Annotated in this window: 19 protein-coding genes; 15 read left to right on the top strand and 4 right to left on the bottom strand. The window is 70.0% G+C overall.

All coding sequences use genetic code 11. The features are described from left to right. Positions 1-619 precede the first annotated feature (619 nt). The 8 genes from ABZ707_RS19965 to ABZ707_RS19930 all read left to right on the top strand — a co-directional run bounded on the left by ABZ707_RS19965 (position 620) and on the right by ABZ707_RS19930 (position 8,649). Positions 620-2,161 carry a hypothetical protein gene (locus tag ABZ707_RS19965; RefSeq protein WP_360176321.1) on the top strand — a complete coding sequence of 514 codons (1,542 nt, stop codon included), beginning with the start codon at positions 620-622 and terminating at the stop codon, positions 2,159-2,161. Positions 2,162-2,189: 28 nt separating this feature from the next. After that, positions 2,190-2,930, top strand: a complete 741-nt coding sequence (locus ABZ707_RS19960) for a DUF1775 domain-containing protein (RefSeq protein WP_360176318.1) — start codon at positions 2,190-2,192, stop codon at positions 2,928-2,930. Between the two features lie 9 nt (positions 2,931-2,939). Then, positions 2,940-3,215: a hypothetical protein gene (locus ABZ707_RS19955; RefSeq protein WP_360176315.1), complete on the top strand. Its 276-nt coding sequence runs from the start codon at positions 2,940-2,942 to the stop codon at positions 3,213-3,215. A gap of 570 nt (positions 3,216-3,785) precedes the next feature. Beyond that, entirely contained in the window at positions 3,786-4,874 is a 1,089-nt protein-coding gene (locus ABZ707_RS19950; protein ID WP_360176312.1) for an MBL fold metallo-hydrolase, read from the top strand. Between the two features lie 82 nt (positions 4,875-4,956). Continuing rightward, the gene (locus tag ABZ707_RS19945) at positions 4,957-5,766 is read left to right on the top strand and encodes an alpha/beta hydrolase (RefSeq protein WP_360176309.1); all 810 of its coding nucleotides are present in this window, start codon (positions 4,957-4,959) and stop codon (positions 5,764-5,766) included. Then, positions 5,763-6,569, top strand: coding sequence for an SDR family oxidoreductase (locus ABZ707_RS19940; RefSeq protein ID WP_360176306.1), 807 nt, complete (start codon positions 5,763-5,765; stop codon positions 6,567-6,569). Before ABZ707_RS19945 ends, ABZ707_RS19940 begins: the two co-directional genes overlap by 4 nt. 59 nt (positions 6,570-6,628) lie before the next feature. Then, positions 6,629-7,690 carry an alpha/beta hydrolase gene (locus ABZ707_RS19935; protein WP_360176303.1) on the top strand — a complete coding sequence of 354 codons (1,062 nt, stop codon included), beginning with the start codon at positions 6,629-6,631 and terminating at the stop codon, positions 7,688-7,690. Between the two features lie 95 nt (positions 7,691-7,785). Then, complete coding sequence (locus tag ABZ707_RS19930) at positions 7,786-8,649, top strand: alpha/beta hydrolase (protein ID WP_360176300.1); 864 nt, start codon at positions 7,786-7,788, stop codon at positions 8,647-8,649. Positions 8,650-8,739: 90 nt separating this feature from the next. On the opposite strand, the gene ABZ707_RS19925 is transcribed toward ABZ707_RS19930, so the two are convergent. Then, positions 8,740-11,520: an AAA family ATPase gene (locus ABZ707_RS19925; RefSeq protein ID WP_360176297.1), complete on the bottom strand. Its 2,781-nt coding sequence runs from the start codon at positions 11,518-11,520 to the stop codon at positions 8,740-8,742. A 142-nt stretch (positions 11,521-11,662) separates the two neighbouring features. Beyond that, positions 11,663-14,425: an AAA family ATPase gene (locus ABZ707_RS19920; RefSeq protein WP_360176294.1), complete on the bottom strand. Its 2,763-nt coding sequence runs from the start codon at positions 14,423-14,425 to the stop codon at positions 11,663-11,665. 365 nt (positions 14,426-14,790) lie between these two features. Between ABZ707_RS19920 and ABZ707_RS19915 the strand changes: the two genes are divergently transcribed. Further along, entirely contained in the window at positions 14,791-15,417 is a 627-nt protein-coding gene (locus ABZ707_RS19915) for a TetR/AcrR family transcriptional regulator (RefSeq protein ID WP_360176291.1), read from the top strand. A gap of 61 nt (positions 15,418-15,478) precedes the next feature. On the opposite strand, the gene ABZ707_RS19910 is transcribed toward ABZ707_RS19915, so the two are convergent. Together ABZ707_RS19910 and ABZ707_RS19905 are read right to left on the bottom strand one after the other, a co-directional pair. Beyond that, entirely contained in the window at positions 15,479-16,222 is a 744-nt protein-coding gene (locus ABZ707_RS19910) for an SDR family oxidoreductase (protein WP_360176288.1), read from the bottom strand. A 146-nt stretch (positions 16,223-16,368) separates the two neighbouring features. Continuing rightward, a complete protein-coding gene (locus ABZ707_RS19905; protein WP_360176285.1) occupies positions 16,369-17,193 on the bottom strand; it encodes a helix-turn-helix transcriptional regulator in 825 nt (274 codons plus the stop codon). A gap of 295 nt (positions 17,194-17,488) precedes the next feature. Between ABZ707_RS19905 and ABZ707_RS19900 the strand changes: the two genes are divergently transcribed. The 6 genes from ABZ707_RS19900 to ABZ707_RS19875 all read left to right on the top strand — a co-directional run bounded on the left by ABZ707_RS19900 (position 17,489) and on the right by ABZ707_RS19875 (position 20,992). Next, positions 17,489-17,914, top strand: a complete 426-nt coding sequence (locus ABZ707_RS19900; RefSeq protein ID WP_360176282.1) for an Asp23/Gls24 family envelope stress response protein — start codon at positions 17,489-17,491, stop codon at positions 17,912-17,914. A gap of 284 nt (positions 17,915-18,198) precedes the next feature. Then, on the top strand, positions 18,199-18,519 hold the full coding sequence (locus ABZ707_RS19895) for a gas vesicle protein (protein ID WP_360176279.1): 321 nt from the start codon (positions 18,199-18,201) through the stop codon (positions 18,517-18,519). A 53-nt stretch (positions 18,520-18,572) separates the two neighbouring features. Next, positions 18,573-19,022, top strand: a complete 450-nt coding sequence (locus tag ABZ707_RS19890) for a gas vesicle structural protein GvpA (RefSeq protein WP_360176276.1) — start codon at positions 18,573-18,575, stop codon at positions 19,020-19,022. A gap of 3 nt (positions 19,023-19,025) precedes the next feature. Further along, positions 19,026-19,823, top strand: coding sequence for a GvpL/GvpF family gas vesicle protein (locus tag ABZ707_RS19885; protein ID WP_360176273.1), 798 nt, complete (start codon positions 19,026-19,028; stop codon positions 19,821-19,823). A 1-nt stretch (position 19,824) separates the two neighbouring features. Continuing rightward, positions 19,825-20,091 (top strand): gas vesicle protein GvpG, encoded by a 267-nt coding sequence (locus tag ABZ707_RS19880; RefSeq protein ID WP_360176270.1) that lies wholly within the window; start codon positions 19,825-19,827, stop codon positions 20,089-20,091. Continuing rightward, positions 20,084-20,992, top strand: coding sequence for a histone protein (locus ABZ707_RS19875; RefSeq protein ID WP_360176267.1), 909 nt, complete (start codon positions 20,084-20,086; stop codon positions 20,990-20,992). The genes ABZ707_RS19880 and ABZ707_RS19875 overlap by 8 nt, the downstream gene beginning before the upstream one ends. Positions 20,993-20,995 lie beyond the last annotated feature (3 nt).

Genomic DNA, 20,995 nt, shown 5'->3' with positions numbered 1-20,995 from the left:
GACACTACGTCGGGCAGACTCACTTTCCGAGTGTGCAGGCGCACACCCGGCAGCAACCGATGGACGGCCATCCAAAGATCTCGGAAACCGAATTCGCGGAGACATCGCCAAAGACATTGCCGGGGGGCAAGCTGCGCGGCCCAGGATCCGAAGGCGGATCACCCTGAGCGTGGCTACGGCCTTCCTTGCCGCCGCTGCAGTGGTCGTACCGCTCGCGACGAAACAGGACCAAGCGCCTGCCGAAGCCGTGGCACTGGTCCGCCAGGGCCAAATGGTCACTCGCCCCGGAGGCACTGAGGTGCCGGTGGCCTTGTCCGGGCTCCAGTCGGGAAAGGTCTACCGCATGATGACCGTCAACGCTGCCGGTGTACGTGCCTCTGGGGGCAGCGTTCGGGCCGTGAGTGACAAGCAGGTCTCCACCCGCATGGTGACCGCAATGCGTCGCGACACCATCACGGCTCTGATCGTAGAAAACCAGGAGGGCCGGGTCGTGGCTCGCATTCCCGTGACACCACCCCCGTCTGTCTGAAAGCTGACACCAACACTTCCTGCCGCTTAGTTCCCTCGGGCGATCAGGCGATCCGCCATGCCCGAAAAATAATAATCATGGAGAGAAAAAATGTCTTCTGTACGTCGTGCCACCTGGGTGCTGATCGCCACACTGGGGGTCGGAGGTGGAACGCTGGCTGCCACGTCCCTGGCGCAGGCCAGCCCCGAGCCCGCAGCCGCAACCGCTTCGGCCACCCGCCACGAGACGATTCCCATCTCGGGCCAGGATCGCGTGTACACGGCCGATCAGACATCCAACACGGTCTCGGTGATAGATCCTTCCTCCAACAGGACACTGGGCACGATCAAGCTTGGCGACCAGCGGATCGGCGGCACCCTGAGTCCCCAGTACCTCGGTGATGTCGGCGTGCACGGCCTGGCGTTTTCACCGGACCGTCAGCGCCTGGCGGTGGTGAGCGTCACGAGCAACACGGTCGACATCGTCGACACAACCACCAACAAGGTCGCCAGCACGACCGATGTCGGCCGCGCTTCCCACGAGGGCAGCTTCACCGCCGACGGCAAGCAGTTCTGGGTGGCGAACCGGGGCCGGAACACGGTCACCATCGTCGATGCCGTACACGGCGGGGTCGTCGCCAATGTCCCCGTCGGCCAGGGTCCGTCAAAAGTGGTGATGAGCCCCGACGGCAAGCATGCGTACGTGAACCACATCAGCATGCCGGAAATCACCGTGATCGACGTGGCATCCCGCAAGGTAGAGGACCGCATCACTGGTCTCGGCGACGACTTCTCCTCCGACCAGGCGATCTCGCCTGACGGCAAGGAACTGTGGGCGGCGCACAAACGTGCCGGCAAGGTCTCCGTGGTGGACCTGGTCCACCACAAAGTTGCCACCGTCCTCGCCACCGGACCTGACACCAACCACCCCCAGTTCGCCGATACCTCCACCGGGAACTACGCCTACGTGACCATGGGCGGGCTGGACGAGACCTGGGCATACCGTCTCAACAACAGTGCACCGGTCCTGGTAGCCAAGATCAAAAACAGCGGGCACGCCCCGCACGGTGCCTGGGCCAGCGGCGACGGCTCCCGGCTGTACGTCGGCCTGGAGAAGTCCGATGCGGTGGACGTCATCGACACCGCTACCAACAAAGTGACCAACACGATCAAGACAGGGCAGGAACCGCAGGCTGTCGTCTACGCACCCAGGGCGGCCGCTGCCGGCGATGCCTCCAATCTCGGCCGCCAGGGGCTCGACCAGCAAGCCCACAACGTTCCCACCACCCTGCCGGATGGCACCGCCGGCGAGACCCTGGACCCGGTAAAGGGCCGCGTTCTGGAAGCCACCATCCGTCCTGTGGGCGGACTGGACATGATCCAGCTCCAGGCACGCCGTCTCAGTCCCAGCACTGTCTACCAGGCGTACTCCGTCGCCGCCGACGGCCGGAAGACCCCGGCACTTTCCTTCACTACCGACGCGAACGGCAACGCTCCCATGGTGCTCGGCTTCAGCGCCTTCGACGGCCAGAGCGTCTCCATCTCAGCCAAGGGCGCCGCAACTCCCGTCCAGACGGCCGCACTCGCTAACCAGGGCAGCATGCACGGCCATGCGGTCCAGATCGCTGATCTCGTGTACTGCGACTGCTGCTGACTCCGACGCCGAGCTGAGAGGACCATTCATGCCCCGCCGCACTCGACGGCACCTCGCCACCTTCTTCACTGCCACCGCAAATGCGGCGGGAGCAGTCCTTCTTCTCGCCGGACCTGCCTCGGCTCACGTACGGGTCATCGCTGAGGCCAGGCCCGGACAACCCGCCACCCTCCAGTTCCGCGTCCCCAGTGAGCTGGCCGACGCCACCACCGTGCGGGTCGCCGTCGCCATTCCGTCCGATCTGTCCGTCACTGCGGTTCCTCTGCTCGACGGGTGGACCGAGAAAACTATCGCGGGGTCCGCCAAGCAGGTCACCCAATTGATCTGGACGGCGAAGCCAGGGCACGAGATCAAGCCCGACAATCACTTGAGCTTCACGGTACGGGTGGGCCCTCTGCCCAACCAGCGATCCGTCAGCTTCGACACCGAGCAGACTTACTCCAACGGGACGATCGCCACCTGGGATCAGAGGCAGACCGGCAGCGAAGAACCGCCCTACCCCGCACCGGTCCTCGTCATCAACCCTGACGCCCCGGCATCACCCGTCCGGTCCGGAGCACCGAGGCAGCCAACCACTACGCAGCCCCCCGAGCCCGGCTCCGGGGCCATCCCCACCCCATCCGTCACCGGAACGTTCGCCGACGCTGCACAGACGGCATCATCCGCTGGGATGTTGGCAGCGATCGGAGGAGGAATGGTCGTGGTGGCCGCGATCAGCGCTGCAGTATTGCGCCGCCGGCGCAGGCACAATAGGACATTGCGCCCATAACGTGAGACCGTGACGGATTTGCGCACCGGGTTCGACCGTTTGGCGGTCGATGCCCAGCGTGGTTTGGACAGCAAGGTGGGCACGTTCGTGACGGCAGCCGAATCGGTTGACGCCACCCAGAAGTTCATCTCGATCTCCGAGCTCCGCAACGATCACTGTGGGTGGATCTGGAACAGCGGTTACGAAGAGGAGACCCTTGCCGAATCCCGAGCAACCGAACGCGTTGTACGTGAGTTCCTGGCAGGAGCCGGTGCACTGCTGACGGCAGGAGCACGAGTGGGGTGAACTGCGTGCCGCTCAGGCAGCCGCTGCTCTCGGCAAGTTGGTCAAGACCGCCTACGACACCCGTAAGCTCCAGCCCGTTTACGCCTTCAGGCCGGTAGACGTCCCGACTGTGCCTCCGCCGCCCATGCCCTCGAACGTCGTCGGCAAGTGGGCGGATTTCCGTAAGGACCTTCGGTACGAGGGCTGGGAGCACTCAGACCCCCCTCGACCTGGGACAGGGACATCGGTCCCCCTTCCCCTCTCCGGGTGCGCGCCGGGGCCGATGCGGCGCGCCGCCCGGCGCGGGTCAGGATCACCGCACCACAGCCCGCCTCGGCTCGCACCGGGGCAGATCCCCAGCGGTGCCACGCGGCCGCGGCGTGCCAGGACAGGGGTGTGACCCCGGTTCGAACGGACCGGGCCGGATGTTGTCCTGTCGGCAGTCCAGTGGAGCACCGACGACATCGACGCCCGTGGTGGGCCTCACAGCGGCCTGGCCCGCGGTGGCGCGATCGGCTCGGCGCGGCGGGCGGTCCGCCGCGAGTGCCTGAACCCCTGGGCGCCGCACCTCTGACCCGGAAAGGCAGCTCCATGAAACCGATGCCCTGGAACACCCCGCAGTACCGCCGGACTGTGCTGCGCTCGGCCGCCGCGCTGCCCGTCGCCGTCGTCGTCGGCGGCGCCCTGCAGGGTACGGCCGCGGCGGCCGACGCCTCCGGTCTTCCCGACTTCGCACCGGTCCCGGACGCGGCGAAGGGGCCGGTACCCAACGAGGCGGGCTACTTCGTCGGCCGGATCAACGGCAACCTCCACTGGGTGACCGACGGCTTCTACCAGGCGATGTTCCTCAGCACCCGGGAAGGCGTCGTCCTGGTCGACGCGCCGCCGACGATCGGGCACAACCTCCTGCGGGCGATCGCCGAGGTGACGCGGGCCAACGGCCGTCCGGCGAAGGTGACGCACCTGGTCTACTCGCACTCGCACGCCGACCACATCGGGGCCTCGTCGATCTTCGGTAGGGACGTCGTGCGCATCGGCCATGCCGAATGCCGGCGCCTGCTGCTGCGCGCCAACGACCCGAACCGTCCGGCACCTTCCGTCACGTTCGAGGACCGCTACACGCTCCTGGTCGGCGGCGAGCGCCTGGAACTGGCCTACCACGGCCCCAACCACAGCCCGGACAACATCTTCATCCATGCCCCGGAGCACAAGACCCTGATGGTTGTCGACATCCTGTACCCGGGCTGGGTGCCGTTCAAGAACATCGCTGTCTCCCAGGACATTCCGGCCTGGCTCCGGGCCCAGGACATCGCCATGGGGTACCCCTGGCGGACCCTGGTCGGCGGGCATCTCGGCCGGCTCGGCGTGCGCGCGGACGGCGACCTCCAGCGTGCCTACATGGCCGACCTCGAAGCCTCCACGCGGGCGTCGATGAACCTGGACCCCACGCCCTACTTCGACAAGTACGGCCCGCAGGGCAACGCGTGGGCGATCTTCAAGACGTACCTCGACGCGGTGGCGGTGCAGGCCGCCGCGCCGGTGGCCGCGAAATACACCGGCGTACTCGCCGCCGCCGATGTCTTCACCCTCGACAACGCGGCGACCTTGGTCGAGTCGTTCCGCATCGACGCCGGGCTGCTCGGTCCGTTCGGCACCCCCCCCCTGAACCCCCGCCCCTGAACCCCGTGACCTCCATATCTCTACCTTCCTGCCCCCATCCCTTGATGTCGTTCACGAGACGTGCGAGAAAGGCTCCACCGTCATGACCAGGCCCACCCCAGTCCTCTTCATCCACGGTCTGTGGCTGCACAGCACCTCCTGGCAGCCGTGGATCGACCTGTTCCAGCAGGAGGGCTACGCCCCGTCCGCGCCGGGCTGGCCCGGCGACCCCGATACCGTGGAGGAGGCGCGGGAGAGCCCGGAGAGCATCGCCGACCACGGCATCGACGACGTCGTCGAGCACTACACGGACATCATCCGGGGCATGGAGACGCCCCCGATCCTCATCGGCCACTCCTTCGGCGGCATGATCGCCCAGAAGCTCCTCGGCCTGGATCTGGCCGCGGCCGCCGTGGCGATCGACGCGGCCCAGATCAAGGGGGTGCTGCCATTGCCGCTGTCCGCGCTGCGGTCGACGCTGCCGGTGTTCAAGAACCCGGCGAACAAGCACCGCGCCGTGTCCCTGACCGCAGAGCAGTTCCGCTTCGCGTTCGGCAACGCCCTGACCCAGGAGGAGTCCGACGCGCTGTACGAGCGGTGGACCATTCCCGCGCCGGGCAAGCCGCTGTTCGAGGCCGCCGCGGCGAACTTCAACCCCCATTCGCCGGCGAGGGTCGACACCGCGAATTCCGGGCGTGGGCCGATGCTGCTGATGTCCGGCGGCAAGGACCACACCGTCCCGGAGACCGTCACGCGCGCCACGCTCAAGCAGTACCGGCACTCCCAGGCCGTCACCGACTTCATGACCTTCCCCGACCGCGGGCACTCCCTGACGATCGACGGCGGCTGGCGCGAGGTCGCGGACGCGGCCCTGGCCTGGCTGCGGCGGCAGAGCCTGGAGCTGACGCGGTGACCGTCTCCGCATGGGACCACGGCCTGGCCGGTCAGCGTGCCGTGGTGACCGGCGCCGGCCGGGGCATCGGCCTGGCGGTCACCGAGGGTCTGCTGGCAGCCGGCGCCCGCGTCGTCGCCGGGACGAGAGACCGTACCGAGGCACTCGACGACCTGGTCAAGGGGGGCGCCGACCTGACGGTCATGGAGGTCGACCTGGCCACCCCCGACGGCCCGGGTTCGCTCGTCGCCGCCGCGGCCGAGCTGCACGGCGGCCTCGATGTCCTGGTGAACAACGTCGGCGCGGTGCGTCCCCGGGTCGACGGTTTCCTGGCCACGACCGACGCGGACTGGGAGTGGACGTTCACGATCAACGTGATGGCCGCCGTACGGGCCACCCGCAGCGCCCTGCCCCACCTGATCGCCACCGGCGACGGCCGGATCGTCACCGTCTCCTCGGTCAACGCCCGGCTTCCCGACCCGCTGGTCATCGACTACAGCGCCGCGAAGGCGGCCCTGTCCAACTTCTGCAAAGCGCTGTCCAAGCAGGTGGGTCCGCAGGGTGTGCGCGTCAATTCGGTGAGCCCGGGCCCGGTCGAGACCCCGCTGTGGAAGGGCGCGGCCGGGGTGGCCGCGACCGTCGGCGCCGGCCTGGGCGTCGATCCGCGCACCGTCGCCGAGACCGCCGCGGCCGACGCGGTCACCGGCCGTTTCACCCTGCCGGCCGAAGTGGCCGACCTGGTCGTGTTCCTGGCCGGCCGACGTTCGGGCAACGTCACCGGCGCCGACTTCGTCATCGACGGCGGCATGACCGACACCCTCTGATCCCGGCACGTCGTCCCGCCCCGCCGGATCGTCACCCGTCCCTGAAACTGGAGCACCGAATGCGCTACCCCCTGCCCGAAAACCGCCGCGTGCTCGGCGTGGCCGTCGCCCTGGCCGCTGCCCTGGCCGTCGCCGTGGGCGCGACCACGATCACCGCGGCAGCGACTCCCGCTGCCCCCGCAACCCTTGCTGCTCCCGCTGCCCCCGCTGCTCCCGCTGCCCCCGCTGTCCCCGCGTCGGCATCGTCCGCCGGCGAGCGGGTGCCCAAGGGATTCAGCGAGCACAAGACCCGCGTGGCCGGCATCGGCCTGCACTACGTCATCGGCGGCCGCGGACCGACGCTGCTGCTCCTGCACGGCTATCCCCAGACCTGGTACGAGTGGCACCGCATCATGCCCGCCCTCGCCGAGCACTACACGGTCATCGCCCCCGATCTGCCCGGCGCCGGACAGAGTGATGCCCCGGCCTCCGGCTACGACAAGAAGACGATGGCCGCCGAACTGCACGCGCTCCTGGCATCGCTCGACAAGGACGACGACGTACGGATCGTCGGCCATGACATCGGCACGATGGTGGCCTACTCCTACGCCGCCCAGTACCCGGCCACCGTCACCAAACTCGTCCTGAGCGAGGCGCCGATCCCGGACCTGAGTATCTACAGCATCCCCTCGCTGACCGCGCAGGGGCCCGGCGTCTGGAACTTCGGGTTCTTCAACCTGACCGACGGCCTGCCGGAAAACATGATCAGGGGGCGTGAGGTCGCCTGGACCGCCGGCTTCATCGGCGGGTTCGAGCGTGTCCCGGGCGCGGTGACCCCGGCCGACATCCGGGTGTACGCCCACTACCTGCGCGACCCCGCCCACCTGAAGGCGAGCCTGGGCTGGTTCCGGGTGTTCCCGGAGGACATACGCGACAACGCGCGGTTCCAGAAGACCCCGCTCCGGATGCCGGTGCTCGCCATCGGCGCCTCGGGCAGCCTCGGCCGAACGGTGGGAGACCAGGCCGAGCAGTACGCCTCGGACGTCACGGGCGCGGTCATCCCCGACTCCGGTCACTGGATCTACGAAGAACACCCCGAGGAGCTGACCGCCATGCTGCTCGACTTCCTCAACCGCCCCTGAACCGAACGACTTTGCTGGGAACAGTCATGATCAGAAGTGCCGCCCCCGGCGCTGTGACGGACCCCCGAGACCCCGAGACCTTGAAGGAGGCCGACATGACATACACCAAGTCCGCGCCGTCCGCGCCGTCCGCCCGGGCCCTGCTGCGGCGCACGCGCGTTGTGATCCCCGCGCTGGTGGCCGCGGCCCTGCTCGCCATCCCGGCGAGCTCCGTGGCCGCCGTGAACCCGGCGGGCCCGGCGGCCGGCGCCGTGAAGGCGGCCAAGCCGACGATCGTCCTGGTGCACGGCGCCTTCGCCGACTCCTCCAGTTGGGACGGCGTCGTGGCCCGGCTGGAGCGCGAGGGCTACCCCGTCCTCGGCGTGGCGAACCCGCTGCGCGACCTGGCCGGCGACGCCGCCTACCTGTCCAGCGTCCTGGACACCATTCCCGGGCCCGTCGTCCTGGTGGGGCACTCCTATGGGGGCGCGGTCATCACCAACGCCGCCGCGGGACACGCCAACGTCAGGGCACTGGTCTACATAGCGGCCTTCGCGCCCGACCAGGGCGAGAGCAGCCTGGGAATCACCGGGGAGTATCCGGGCAGCCAACTGCCGTCGTCCCTCGTGGTGCGGCCGTTCCCCGGCGGCCAGGACGCCTACATCGACCCGTCAGCCTTCCGGAAGGTCTTCGCCGCCGACGTGCCGGCCCGCGAGGCCCGCCTCCTGGCGGCCGGGCAACGCCCGGTCGCGGTGGCCGCGTTGGCAGCGCCCAGCAGCGCACCGGCCTGGCGGACCATCCCGTCCTGGTACCTGGTCGCCGCCGCCGACCAAGCCATCCCGCCGGCGGCCGAGCGGGCCATGGCCCGGCGCGCCCATGCGCACACCGTGACCGTTCCGGGCGCCTCGCACGCCGTGTCGGTCTCTCACCCGGAAGCCGTCGCAGACCTCGTCGGGGCGGCGGCGCGGGCCACCGGGTGACCCGGTGACACCGGTCGGCGGGACCACACGGCAACGCGCGGTCCCGCCGACTCCGTCAGGAAGGAGAACGACCCCGCCCGAGAAGTGACGTCAACCGACCGAAGGCGGCCGTGGCGCGGACTGACCGCCGTGCCGGGTCAGCGCGGCAGCGAGCTGATTGCGGGAGGCGATTCCGAGTTTCGGGAACATCCGGTACAGGTGCGAGCTGACCGTCCGGTGCGACAGGAACAGATGCTGTCCTATCTCGCGGTTGGACAACCCCTGCGCCGCCAGCTCGGCGATCTGGGTCTCCTGCGGCGAAAGCAGCTCGCGCGGGTTCGACGTCGGCTGCCACCCGCGTTCGCCCGTCGCACGGAGCTCCTGGTCGGCTCGCCGCGCCCAGGTGCGAGCACCCACGGCGTCGAACGTGGCCCTCGCCGCCCGCAGCGGCCCACGGGACTCGACGACGCGCCGTTGCCGACGCAGCCACGAGCCGTGAGCCAGCTCGATGCGCGCCCGGTGCCAGGGGAGCTCGCGAGCCGCGCCGGCCATGGCTGCCTGGAAGAGCGACTCCGCCGAGCCGCGGTCGGCCAGCACCGCCCTGGAGTACTCCAGCGCGATGACCGAACCGGTGGAAGGGCGAGCACCCGCGATCTGCTCGATGGACGTCAACAGGGATCTCGCCTCGGCCCGGTGATTGGCGCGGACGGCGGCTTCGGCCAAGTAGCTGAGCGCCCACACCTGCTGCACCCGTTGGAACGCGGGGTCGCCGGGCACGAACATCCGACGAAGCTCGCCGTACGCCCGCTCGTGCCGGTTCGCGCCCAACTCGGTGACACCACGGGTCAGTTGCACGCCGGCCAGCAGGGACGACGCGGCATTCGGGGTCCGCAGCGCCACGTGTTCGGCCTCCGAGAGCAGATCGTGGCGGGTGTCCGGACCTCCGCGGACCGCGTCGATCAACGCCACGGCGATGCGTGCGGTGGCGGCCCACAGCGACTGGCCCGTCTCGTCCGCGAGCCGCATGGCCTCGTCGGCCGAGCGTGCCGCGTCGAAGACCCCCAGGTAGACCTCGGCCCAGGCCCGTATCGCGAGCGCCTCGGCAAGCAGACTCATACGGCCCTGCGCGCGGAGCTCCCGGACGGGGGTGGACAGGAAGGCGACGGCATGGCGGAAATCGCCCGTGCAAAACGCGGCGATGCCCAGCAGGCCGGCCTGATCCGGTCGTCCGCCGGCGTCCGCCGGCCACCGCGCGAGCTGCTCGATGACCTCCGGCCTCTGCTCGTCGGACTGGGAAAGCGCGTAAACGGCCAGCAGCCCTGGGTCGCTGGAGGGTACACCCATCTGTTGGGCGGCCCGGACGATCTCATGCCGCACCTCCGCACCGGGATCGCGCCACCACGCCCTCCGGGCCGCGCCGATCAGCAGGTGCATGGCAAGGCCGATGTCCTGTGCGCCGCCGGCGTGCTCCGCCAGGCCGACCAGGTGACGTACTTCCGCGGGCTCACCGGTGGAGCCGTCGTGGAAGACGCCCTCGAGCGCGGCCAGCCTCGACTGATCGCGGTGCCGGAGCGTCATGCCCGTGACCTGCGCCTTGATCTGCTCGACCTGGCGGAACCGGCCCAGCTGATACCCGAGTTCCGCGGCGCTGATCAGACGCGCGGCCTGTGACCGCGGGTCCGGACTCAGCGCGGCCGCTCGCTCTAGCCACGCGGCGGCCGAGGCGACCGCACCGCGGCGCTGGGCGTTCTCGGCCGCCCGTTCCAATTCGGCCGCGATGTGTTCGTCGCGTCCTGACACCGAGGAGGCCCGGTGCCACGTCGCGCGATCCGGATGATCGGCCAGGACATGTGCGAGCGCCGCGTGCGCCCGCAGGCGTGTGGCCAGCGGCATGCCCTGCCGAAGGGCAGAACCGACCAGCGGGTGGGCAATCCGGTACCGCTCGCCGAGCACGGTCAGGAGCCCGTGGTCGAGGGCCGGCTGCGCCATGACGAGGTCGACCGGCGAACCGAACAGTATCCCCGCGGCCGCGAGGACATCGTTGAGGTCGTCGCCGTCGTCGACCGCGGCAACGGTCAGCACCGCGCGCACGGCCGGGGCGAGATGCTCCGCATGCGTGGCGAACGTGCGTTCAAGGCGTGTGGTCATGGGCAGGTCCTCGTCGAACTCGGTCCACGAGTACCGCCCCGACTCCAGCGCACTGGCGAATTCGAGCAGGGCGAGCGGATTGCCGCGGGCCTCCCGCAGTACGCGATCGCGCACGGTCGGAGCCAGGTGCGGCGCCCGCGCGTTCAGCAACGAGGCCGACGCGGCCTCGTCGATGCCTGCCAGCTCCACCCACTCGATCGTGTGGGCGTCGGTGAACGGCAGCGACGCGGGTCGCGATGTGCACAGCACGATCACCCGCTCACTGGCGATGCGACGGCTGACGAAGGCCAGCGCGTCGATCGACGGCTGGTCCATCCAGTGGAGGTCGTCGAGGCACACGAGGACCGGCGTCTGACCCGCGGCGTCGACGAGCAGCTCCAGAACCGCCAGGGAGGTGAAGAACGGCTGCACCTCGGTCGAATCGCTCATCGCGAAGCAGGCGAAGAGCGCGTCGCGCTGCACGGCCGGAAGCCGGTCGACGCGGGGCAGCAGGGGCCGCAGCAACTGATGGAGGCCGGCGAACGGGAGGCGCGTCTCGGACTGACTGCCCCGCGCGGTGAGCACGGTGAATCCGGCAGACCGCGCGTGCTCCACGACCTCCGCCTGCAAAGCGCTCTTGCCCACCCCGGGTTCTCCGAAGAGCCCGATCGCGCGCCCCCGGGAATCGACCTCGTCCAGGTATCCGAACAGGGATCGCAGCTCGTCGCGGCGCCCGACGAGACGCGGGCCATTGGTGGTGCTCACGAAACGATCATCTGATCGACAGTGCCCGCTGTCCACCAAGGATCCTTAAGGGCTGTCCCGTAACGCCCGGCGGGCTCGCGAGTTCTGGCGGGCTCGCGAATGACGGGACAACCCCTATCCGGACGTCATTGCGGGACAGCCCCTATCCGGACGTTGCGGGACCGCCGTCGAATCCCAGCCGGCCGAGTGCGGCGGCGATCTGCCTCCGCGAGGTGAGGCCGAGTTTGCGGAACACCTTGTTCAGGTGGAACTCGACCGTCGAGGTCGTGATGAACAGCCGGGAGGCGATCTCGGCGTTGGTCAGTCCCGAGGCCGCCAGCAGGGCCACCTGCCGTTCCTGGGGCGTGAGATCGAATCTGGTCTCTGGGACGCGTCTGCGCGCTGTCTCCCCTGTCGCGAGCAGCTCGATCCGGGCTCGTTCGGCGAACAGCGACGCGCCCCAGGCGTCGAAGGACTCATACGCGGCGCGTAGCTGGACCCTGGCCTCGGACCGGCGCTTGCGCCGGCGGAGCCACTCGCCGAACAACAGGCGAGACCGGGCGTGTTCTGCGGCGAGGGGGACGGATGCCAGCAGGTCGAGCGACTCCCGGTACCAGTTCTCGGCGTCGGCGGTCTCGTCCATCAGGGCCCGGCACCGGGCCAGGAGGCCCAGCGCCCAGGGCGTTCCGGCGAGCTGAGCGCGGTCTTCGAGCCGCTTCAGCGCAAGGGCCGCCGTGTCTCGGTCGCCCGCGCGGACGGCGGCTTCCACGAGAAGCGGCAGTACGAGATTGCCCTGCGACGGCATGTCCTCCTCGTAGGTGGGCAGCGCGTGGCGCAGCGCCTCGTCATAGCGCCCCCTGCCCAGGTCGAGAATGCAGAGGGCGTGGAGTGCGAGCTGGCGCAGCATGCCGAGGCCGTAGGTCGTGGCGACGACGTCCATCATCGCCACCACGGCGCGCACATCGCTCTCCCTGCCCATCCACGCGTACAGCAGGGCCCGGTTGAGATCTCCCTGCGTTGTCAGTCCGATGGCCGTGGCGTAGTCATGGGCCTCGGCGAAGAGCGCGTCGGCCTCGGTGAGCCGCCCGTTCCAGATCTCGGTGTACGCCAGGACCGACAAGGACAGGCTGAGGCCGTACAGCGCTCCCTGGCCGCGGTCCGCGGCAGCGAGCCGGCCGACGATCTCGACGAATGCCTCGATGTCCCACACGTCGTCCGCCGCGATGCTCACGATGATGCTGAACGGGCTCGCCATGTCGTGCAGTTCGGCTGAGGCGCGCAGCTTCGCCAGGGCTTCCTGGATGGTCCTCACGCTGCTCTCGTAGCCGTGGGCCGTACGGAGAGCCAGGCCCTTGATCAGCTCGTCGGGGCTCCAGGCCGGGGCGTCCGGGCGGTGCGGGGTGGCGATCGTGACCTTGGCCACGTCCGCCAAGGTCGTGCGATGTATGGGGTCCCGGGCGATGACGGCGGCGTGCATGGCCTCGTAGAGCAGTTCCCAGGTCATGCCGGGATTCGCGTCGGTGAGTTCGGCCACGGCGTCGAGCATCATGGCGGGGACGCGGTCGTTGCCGGTGTTGAACAGCTCTGCCGAGGCCCGGATCCGGAGCGCGAGGGCGCGGGCGGCGGGCTGCTGGAGGCCGGGTACGGCGAGGTCGAGCAGGGGGTGCACCGCGGCGTGGTCGCCGGAGGTCAGGTGGGCCTGGGCCGCGGCGAGGTAGCGCTCCGCGCGTTTGGCCGGCTCGATGGTGAGTTCCGCGGCCTTGGACAGGAACAGCGCCTGAGCGGAATATCCACCCCTGGCCCGGGCCCAGTCCGACGCCGCGTCCAGGTCCGCGGCCGCCGCGTCGTCGGGGCCGAGGGCCGCCTGGGCACGATGCCAGGCCCGCCGGTCGGGGACACGGGCCGGATCGCTGGCCGCCTCCAGGGCGGCGTGGATCCGCCGCCGGTCGTTCCCGGAAGCCGCCGCGTAGACCGACGACCGGATGAGCGGATGCCGGAATCCGAGGCCGGCACCGTGGTCCAGGATCCCGGCGTCGACCGCCGCGGCGGCGGACGCGGCCGACAGGCCCAGCACGCCCGCCGCGTGCCAGACGACCGCCATGTCGTCGGTCGGTGCCGCGGCCATGAGAAGGAGCAGCATCCGGGTGTCCGGCGGCAGCGCGGCCACCGACTGCCGGAAGTGCTCCTCCAGGAGCCTGCTCACCGGCAGCGGCTCGGGCATCGGCGCGACCCCGGCCAGCCGCTCGGCGCCGAGATGCGCCGACAGTTCGATGAGCGCCAGCGGATTGCCCCCGGTGCCGGCCACGATGCGGTCCGCGACCGCCGTGTCCAGGTGCCCGGCAACGGCGTGGGACAGCAGCTCCCTCGCGTCGGCGGCGGTCAGTCCGTCGACGCGCAGGGAAGGCAGGGCGTCGAACAGTCTGTGGTCGCCGAGGTCGTCCCTGGCCGCGAAGATCAAGCCCACCGAGTCGGCGTGCAGCCGCCGGGCGACGAAGGCCAATGTCTCGGCCGACTCCCGGTCGAGCCAGTGGACGTCGTCGATCAGGCACAGCATCGGCAGCTCCGACGCCGCGGAGGACAGCAGCGCCAGGGTCGCCAGACCGACGAGGTAGCGGTCCGAGTGCGAGGTGTCGGCCAGGCCGAACGCGGCGTTCAACGCGTCCTGTTGCCGGGCGGGAAGGCGGTCGATGCGGTTGAGGTGCGGTCGCAGGAGCCGGTGCAGCGCGCCGTAGCCCAGGGGTTGCTCGGCTTCGACGCCAACCAGCCTCGTCAGCCCGACACCGCTGGCTCGGGCCGCCGCGTGTTCCAGCAGCCGTGTCTTGCCGATCCCGGCTTCGCCCACGAGCACCAGTACGCCGCTGAGTCCCTCCCGGGTCGCGTCCAGCAGTTGTCCGATCGCTTCGCGTTCGGCGAAGCGGCCGACCATCGGCCGTACCGTCCCGGAACGAGACCCGCGCCACACCATGGAAAATCCCCTGTCATCGAGACCCTGACGGGAGAAGACGCTAGGCGTGCGGTGATGTCGTCATCGAGCGTCATATGACGGTGATCCAGCTAGACGAGCCACCCGTGGTGCCGGGGAGTCAGCAGAGGGTCACCATGCGGCGGGCGTGGCCCCCCGGTCGGTGGACAGCAGGTGGACAGACGTCGGTGGACGGTGCACCGCGGGCCGGCTCGGCCCGGTCCGTCGCACCTGCTCCGATCAGCGGAGACGTCATGGGTCGGCACCCCGCGACACCACAGGTAGGTCTCGCCGCCCCTGCCATGGTGAGCAGTGTTAACTTCGAGGGTGTGACTGTCAAACGACGCCCCAGCGGGCAGCACCACGGCGACTTGCGCAACGCCCTGGAGGAAGCGGCCCTCACGCTTGTGTCGGAGCGTGGCCCGCACGGCTTCACGCTCGCCGAGGCGTGCCGCCGGGCCGGGGTGAGCGTCTCCGCGCCGTACAAGCACTTCGCCGACCGTGACGCCCTGCTCGCCTCGCTGGCCGAGAAGGGCTACCGCGAGCAGCACCGGCGCTTCAGCGCCGCCGTCCTGTCGAGCGAGGACCCCGCCGGGCAACTGGCCGCCTTCGCCGCGGCGTATGTACGTTTCGCCGCCGAGGAGCGCGCGCTGTTCGACGTCACGTTCAACGCGGGCCTGGACAAGTCCCGTTACCCCGAGCTGGTGGCGGCGGGGACCTCACTCTTCGACACCCTCATGCCCGTCACCAGCCGCGTCGACCCCGACCGGACCGCCGCCTTCGACCTGCTGGTACGCGTCGCCTCGGCCGCCCACGGTCTGGCGCTCTTCCTCCAGCAGGGCGTCTTCGGCGCGGCGGAGACGTCCCTGCCGGCCACCGAGGAACGGGCCGCCCGCACCGCGCGGGCCATCGTCGACCAGCAGAGCCGGGAATCCGGTGGAGCCGCACAGGGCTGAGCGGCGCCGCACAGGGCTCACCGGCCGGGTGCCCGGAGCCACGATGCCGGCCGGGGGATCGTCATCCCTGGGCGGTGGGACGGATGACGAGCTCATTGACATCGACGGCGTCCGGCTGGCCGATCGCGTAGACGATCGCCTCTCCGATCGCCTCGGCGGGGATGGCGAGTACGTCGGCGGCGGCGCGGGCGGCCGCCTGGGCCTCGGCGTCTCCTCCCCGGTGGGTCAGCTCGCTCGTGGTGAAGCCGGGACTGACGACAGTCACACGGATGTCGCTGTTCTCCTGCCGGAGCCCCTCGGAAAGGGCCCGGACCGCGTACTTGGTCGCGCAGTACACGGCCGCCGTCGGGTCCACCCGGTGCGCCGAGGTGGAGGCGACGTTGACGACGTGCCCCGCGCCGCGCTCCCGCATCAGGGGCAGTACGGCGGCGATGCCGTTGAGCGTGCCGCGCAGGTTCACATCGATCATCTGGTTCCACTCGTCGACGCGCAGCGCGTGCAGCGGTGAGAGCGGCATGACGCCCGCGTTGTTGACGAGTACGTCCACACGGCCGTGGAGCCGGTGGGCATGGTCGACGAACGCTCGCACGCTTGCCAGGTCCGTCACATCGAGCCGCTGGTGATCGGCCCGGCCGCCCGCGCCGCGGATCTCCCGTTCGAGGGCGGCGAGGCGTTCGGTGCGCCGTGCGCCCAGGACGACATGGTGGCCCGCCGCGGCGGCGACCCGGGCCGTGGCCTCGCCGATTCCGCTGCTCGCTCCGGTGATCAGGACGATCTTGGGGTCACCGCTGGTGAAGTTCGACATATGTGTTCCGCTCCGGTGGTTCCGGCGACGCCGTTCATCGCCTCGACCAGCGTGCGACCCCCGGTGACCCGGCGGAAGGCCGAGACTTCCTGGGTGTGCGGCACCCAGGAACGGCGGAGCGGCCCGTACCCGCGCGGCCGGAGATCTCAGGCCGCGTCGCGGGAGCGGAGGAGGGCGACCGCTTCGGCGCTCGGCGAGCCCGGCTCGGGCGTGCCTACCAGGAGCTGCTGGCCGGGAGCGTCCCGTACGTCGAAGGTCTGGTACGTCAACTCGATCCGGCCGGCCCGAGGATGGGCGAAGACCTTGTAGGCCCGGGTCAGGCCGCCCACGGTCTGGTCGTTCCAGAGCCGGCGGAATTCGTCGGACGAGGCCAGGAATTCCTCGACAAGCCCCTGGATCGCCGGGTCGGCCGGGCTGTATCCGGCGTTCAGGCGCAGCGCGTGGACCGTATTCGCCACCACCGCGTCCCATTCGACGAACACGGTCCGCGCGGCGGGATGCTCGAACAGCACCCGGATCATGTTGTCGGTCCCTTTGAAAGGGGCCAGCAGCGCCGCCGCGACGGTATTGGTCGCCAGTACGTCGAACGCCGGGCTGAGGACATAGGCGGCGGCGGAGGGAAATGAGTCCAGCAGGCTCAGCAGCGCCGGGTGGACCACATCGCGGGGGCCGCCGGGGCTCAGGCCGGGAGTCAGCCCGGCCAGCCGGTGGACATGGCCCCGGGCATCGGCGTCGAGGCGCAGGGCCCTGCCGATCGCGCTGAGCACCTGAGCCGAGGGGTTTCGTTCCCGGCCCTGCTCCAGCCTGGCGTAGTAGTCGGCGCTGACGCCGGAGAGAACGGCGACCTCCTCCCGCCGCAGCCCGGCGACCCGGCGGTTTCCGCCGCCGGCCAGCCCCGCTTCGGCGGGATCGAGGCGCGCGCGGTGGGCGCGGAGAAACTCCCCGAGCTTGTTGCTGTTCGTACCGGACATGCCGAAATTCTACCGAGCGCGGCCCGGTCACCACCCGGCCCCGCCAGAGCCCGGGTTGTGCCGGGAAAGCGGGCGGTGCGCGTCGCGTCAAAAGCCCGACAGCCGGTTTCCGGGCCGCGACTCACTCGAATGGCGTCACGGGGGCATGCCGGGCAGAGTGGGAGAAGGGGACACCGCCGTGAGCAGCGCGTTCTCGCGGCCCGGCGCATTTTCGCTTCCGCTTCCCTCAGCAGGAGCCTGGGCGAAAGTTCTTCTTCTGGAAGGGAAATCCCTCATGGCAGCCAATGAATCCACGATGACATCCGCAGCTACCGGCGGAAACAGTTCGGTCAAGGGAAAGACGACCATTTCCGACTCGGTCGTCTCCACCATCGCCGGTATCGCGGCCCGCGAGACGTCCGGCGTCTACGCGATGGGCGGGGGCATGGCCCGCACCCTGGGTTCCATGCGCGACAAGGTGTCCAGTTCGGAGGATGCCACGCGGGGCGTGAAGGTCGAAGTGGGCGAGAAGCAGGCGGCGATCGATCTGGAGATCGTCGTCGAGTACGGAACGCCGATCGCCGAAGCGGCCGGGAACATCCGGTCCAATGTCTCCGACACGGTGCAGAGCATGACGGGACTGGAAGTCGTGGAGGCCAATGTGAGCGTCCTCGACGTCCATGTGCCGGGACCCGACGAGGGAAGCAAGGAGAGTTCGCCGGGCGAGAGCCGCGTGCGGTGACTCCGGTGCGACCGCCGTGCGGAGACTCAGGATCGGCTCTCCCGCGGCGGCTCCGGTGTGTGTTCCCCCGAGGCACGGCGTCCTGAAGAGCCCGATTTCCGTGGGACCGAGCGCGGCCCGCGCCGGGTCCCGTGAACGGCTTCCCCGGGCCGCCCGGCCTCGGACAGCCCAGCGCCCAACAAGCGCTTTCAGCACGGGAATCATCCCGTGCGAGAGGCTCGCGGCGGGTACGTCGAGAGGCCCGCTCCGGATGCGGCCGGCGCGATAGTGATCAGACTTGTCGTATGGCAGAAGAACGTCGAACGCGGCCTCGGCCCACCTCTACGACGACCCGTCGGCGCGCCCCTTCGGAGCGGGGGCCGGAGCGCGCCGCGCGTGCTGCCTGTGAGCGGCTGGCCGGCCTGATCGGCCACCGTCCGGAGGGCGTGTCGGGGGTACGGCGCACCGACGACGGATGGTGCGTTGTCGTCGATGTCCTGGAGGTCCCCCGTATTCCGGACACGACGAGCCTGCTCGCTTCGTACGAGGTGCAGCTCACTCAGGACGGCGAACTCCTGGAGTACCGCAGGATCCGCCGCTATCGAAGAGGCGCCGCCGACGAGTGAAGTGGCGAGTCGACCGGCACCGACCGTGGCAAGGCGACTGAGAGGACCGCTCCATGAGAACGACCACCTACTCCGACGAGGTCGTGTGCCCGCCGCGCGCCGGCACGTTGTACGACGTGCTGGAACTCATCCTGGACCGGGGCATGGTGATCGATGTATTCATCCGGGTCTCCCTGGTCGGCATCGAGATCCTCAAGATCGACGCCCGTATCGTGGTGGCGAGTGTCGACACCTACCTGCGGTTCGCCGAGGCGTGCAACCGGCTGGACCTGGAGCGGGATTCGGGCAGCACCACCGTCCCCGAGCTGATCGGTGGCGGGATGGCCAGGTCCGTCGGCAAGCGCAAGGTGAAGAGCGCGGCCGAGTCCATCGGATCCACGGTGCGCCAGGCGGTCGGTGGCGGAGGCGACTCCGACGACCAGGACGAAGAGGAAGAGGAGGCGCGCCCGGCACGGCGTGCCCCGGCCCGTAGCGGCGCCCGCCGCCGTCGCTCGGAGGACTGAGCGGTGTCCGCCGGCGGTGCGTACCCGGGCCGCGCGTACCAGGACAGCGCCTGCGACGACGGCGTGTACGTCTACGCCGTCGTCCCGGCCGGGCAGCAGCCGCCGGCCGGGATCGGCGGCGTGGGAAACCCGCCCGCGTCCGTCCGTGTGCTGACGGAGGGACCGGTCGCGGCCGTCGTCAGCGAGGCCCCGCCCAGGCTGCGGGCCCGGCGCCGGGACCTGCTCGCGCACCAGGAACTCCTGCTCCGTCTCTCGGAGAGCGGGCCTGTCCTGCCCATGCGGTTCGGCATGGTCGCGCCGGACGAGGCGACGGTCCGCGCACAACTGGCCGCCGCCGGCGCCCGCCATCTGAAGGCGCTGGAGCGGCTGGCGGACCGGGTCGAGCTCAATCTGAAGGCGCTCCCGCCGTCCGACGCGCTGGCCGGCCTGGTGCGGGAAGACGACATGATTCAGCAACTCCTGCGGGCCGCAAGGCGGCACCCCGGGTACGAGGCGAATCTGCGCCTGGGCGAAGCGGTTGTCACGGCGCTGTCGCGCAGGGCGGCGGAGGCCGGCCGCCGCGCCGTACTGGAGCTGACACCTCTGGCCCGCGCCGTCGCCGCCGGGCCGGAGGTCTCCGGTTGCGTGCTCAACACGTCCTTTCTCGTGGACAGGGCGGCCAGCGACCGGTTCCGGACGGCGGCGCGGGACTTTGCCGAGCTCCGGCGTGATCATGTCGAGCTGCGTGTCGCGGGACCGCTGCCCTGCTACAGCTTCGTCACGCCCGAGGGCCCGGGCCCGCTCGTGAGCGCGGGGGCCTGACATGGGACTGATCAGTGGAATCCTCACCCTGCCGCTGGCGCCGGTACGCGGAGTGACCTGGGTCGCCGAGCAACTCCTGGACGCCGCGGACCGTCAGGTGCACGACCCGGCCGTGATCCGGTCGCAACTGGCGGCGCTGAACGAGGAATTCGAAGACGGACATCTCAGCCTCGATGCCTTCGAGGCCGAGGAGGAACGACTACTCGACCGGCTCTACGAAGGCCGGCCGGACCGGACGAGCGATCAAAGGTGGCGCACTCATGAATGAGCAAACCAAGGTGGCTCTGGCCGCCGCAGTCATCGGCGGCTATGTGCTGGGACGTACGAAGAAAGGCCGGTTCGCCCTGAGCGTCGCGACCTATCTGGCGGGCAAGAGCTTCGGTCTCGAACCCAAGCAGTTGGTCGCCGCGGGCGTGCGCAAGCTCGGTGAGGTCCCGCAGGTCGCGGAACTCCAGGAGCAGCTCAGGTCCGAAGGTCTCGACGCGGCCCGCAACGCGCTGTCGTCCGTCGCCAACCGCGGCATGGGCTCCCTCGCCGACGCGATCAGCGATCGCACGCTCAGCCTCGGCGCCAAGGGCAAGAAGGCCAAGGACGAAGACGAGGACGAGTACGACGAGGACGAGGAGGAGGCAGGGCCCGAGGAGGCTGAGGACGAGTACGACGAGGAAGAAGAGGACGAGGAAGAGGGGGGGCCCGAGGAGGCCGAGGACGAGTACGACGACGAAGAAGAGGACGAGGAGGAGCCCGAGCCCGAGGAGGCCGAGGACGAATACGAGGAAGAGGAGGAAGAGGAGGAAGAGGAGCCGGAGGAGGAAGAAGAGCCGGAAGAGGAAGAGCCGCCACGGCGCCGCCGCAGGGGCTCCGGGGAGCGCGCTCCCGGGCAAGGGCCGCGCAAGACGGCGGAGAAGAGGACGCCTCCCGCCGAGAGGGCCAAGAAGACACCGGCGAAGCGCCCGGCGCCCGCCAAGAAGTCCGCCCCCGCCAAGAAGTCGGCCCCGCCCGCGAAGAGCGCGGCCAAGAAGACGGCTCCGGCCAAGAAGACCGCCGCCAAGAAGAGCGCTCCGGCCAAGAAGAGCGCTCCGGCCAAGAAAACGGCTGCGAAGAAAACGGCTTCACCATCGAAGAGGGCGGCCAAGAGGCCATCCACGCGCGCTGATCGCCGGAGGTAGCCA

It is taken from the genome of Streptomyces sp. NPDC006923 (assembly GCF_040635655.1).
Taxonomy (GTDB): Bacteria; Actinomycetota; Actinomycetes; order Streptomycetales; family Streptomycetaceae; genus Streptomyces.
This window is presented reverse-complemented; position numbering and strand designations above follow the sequence as displayed.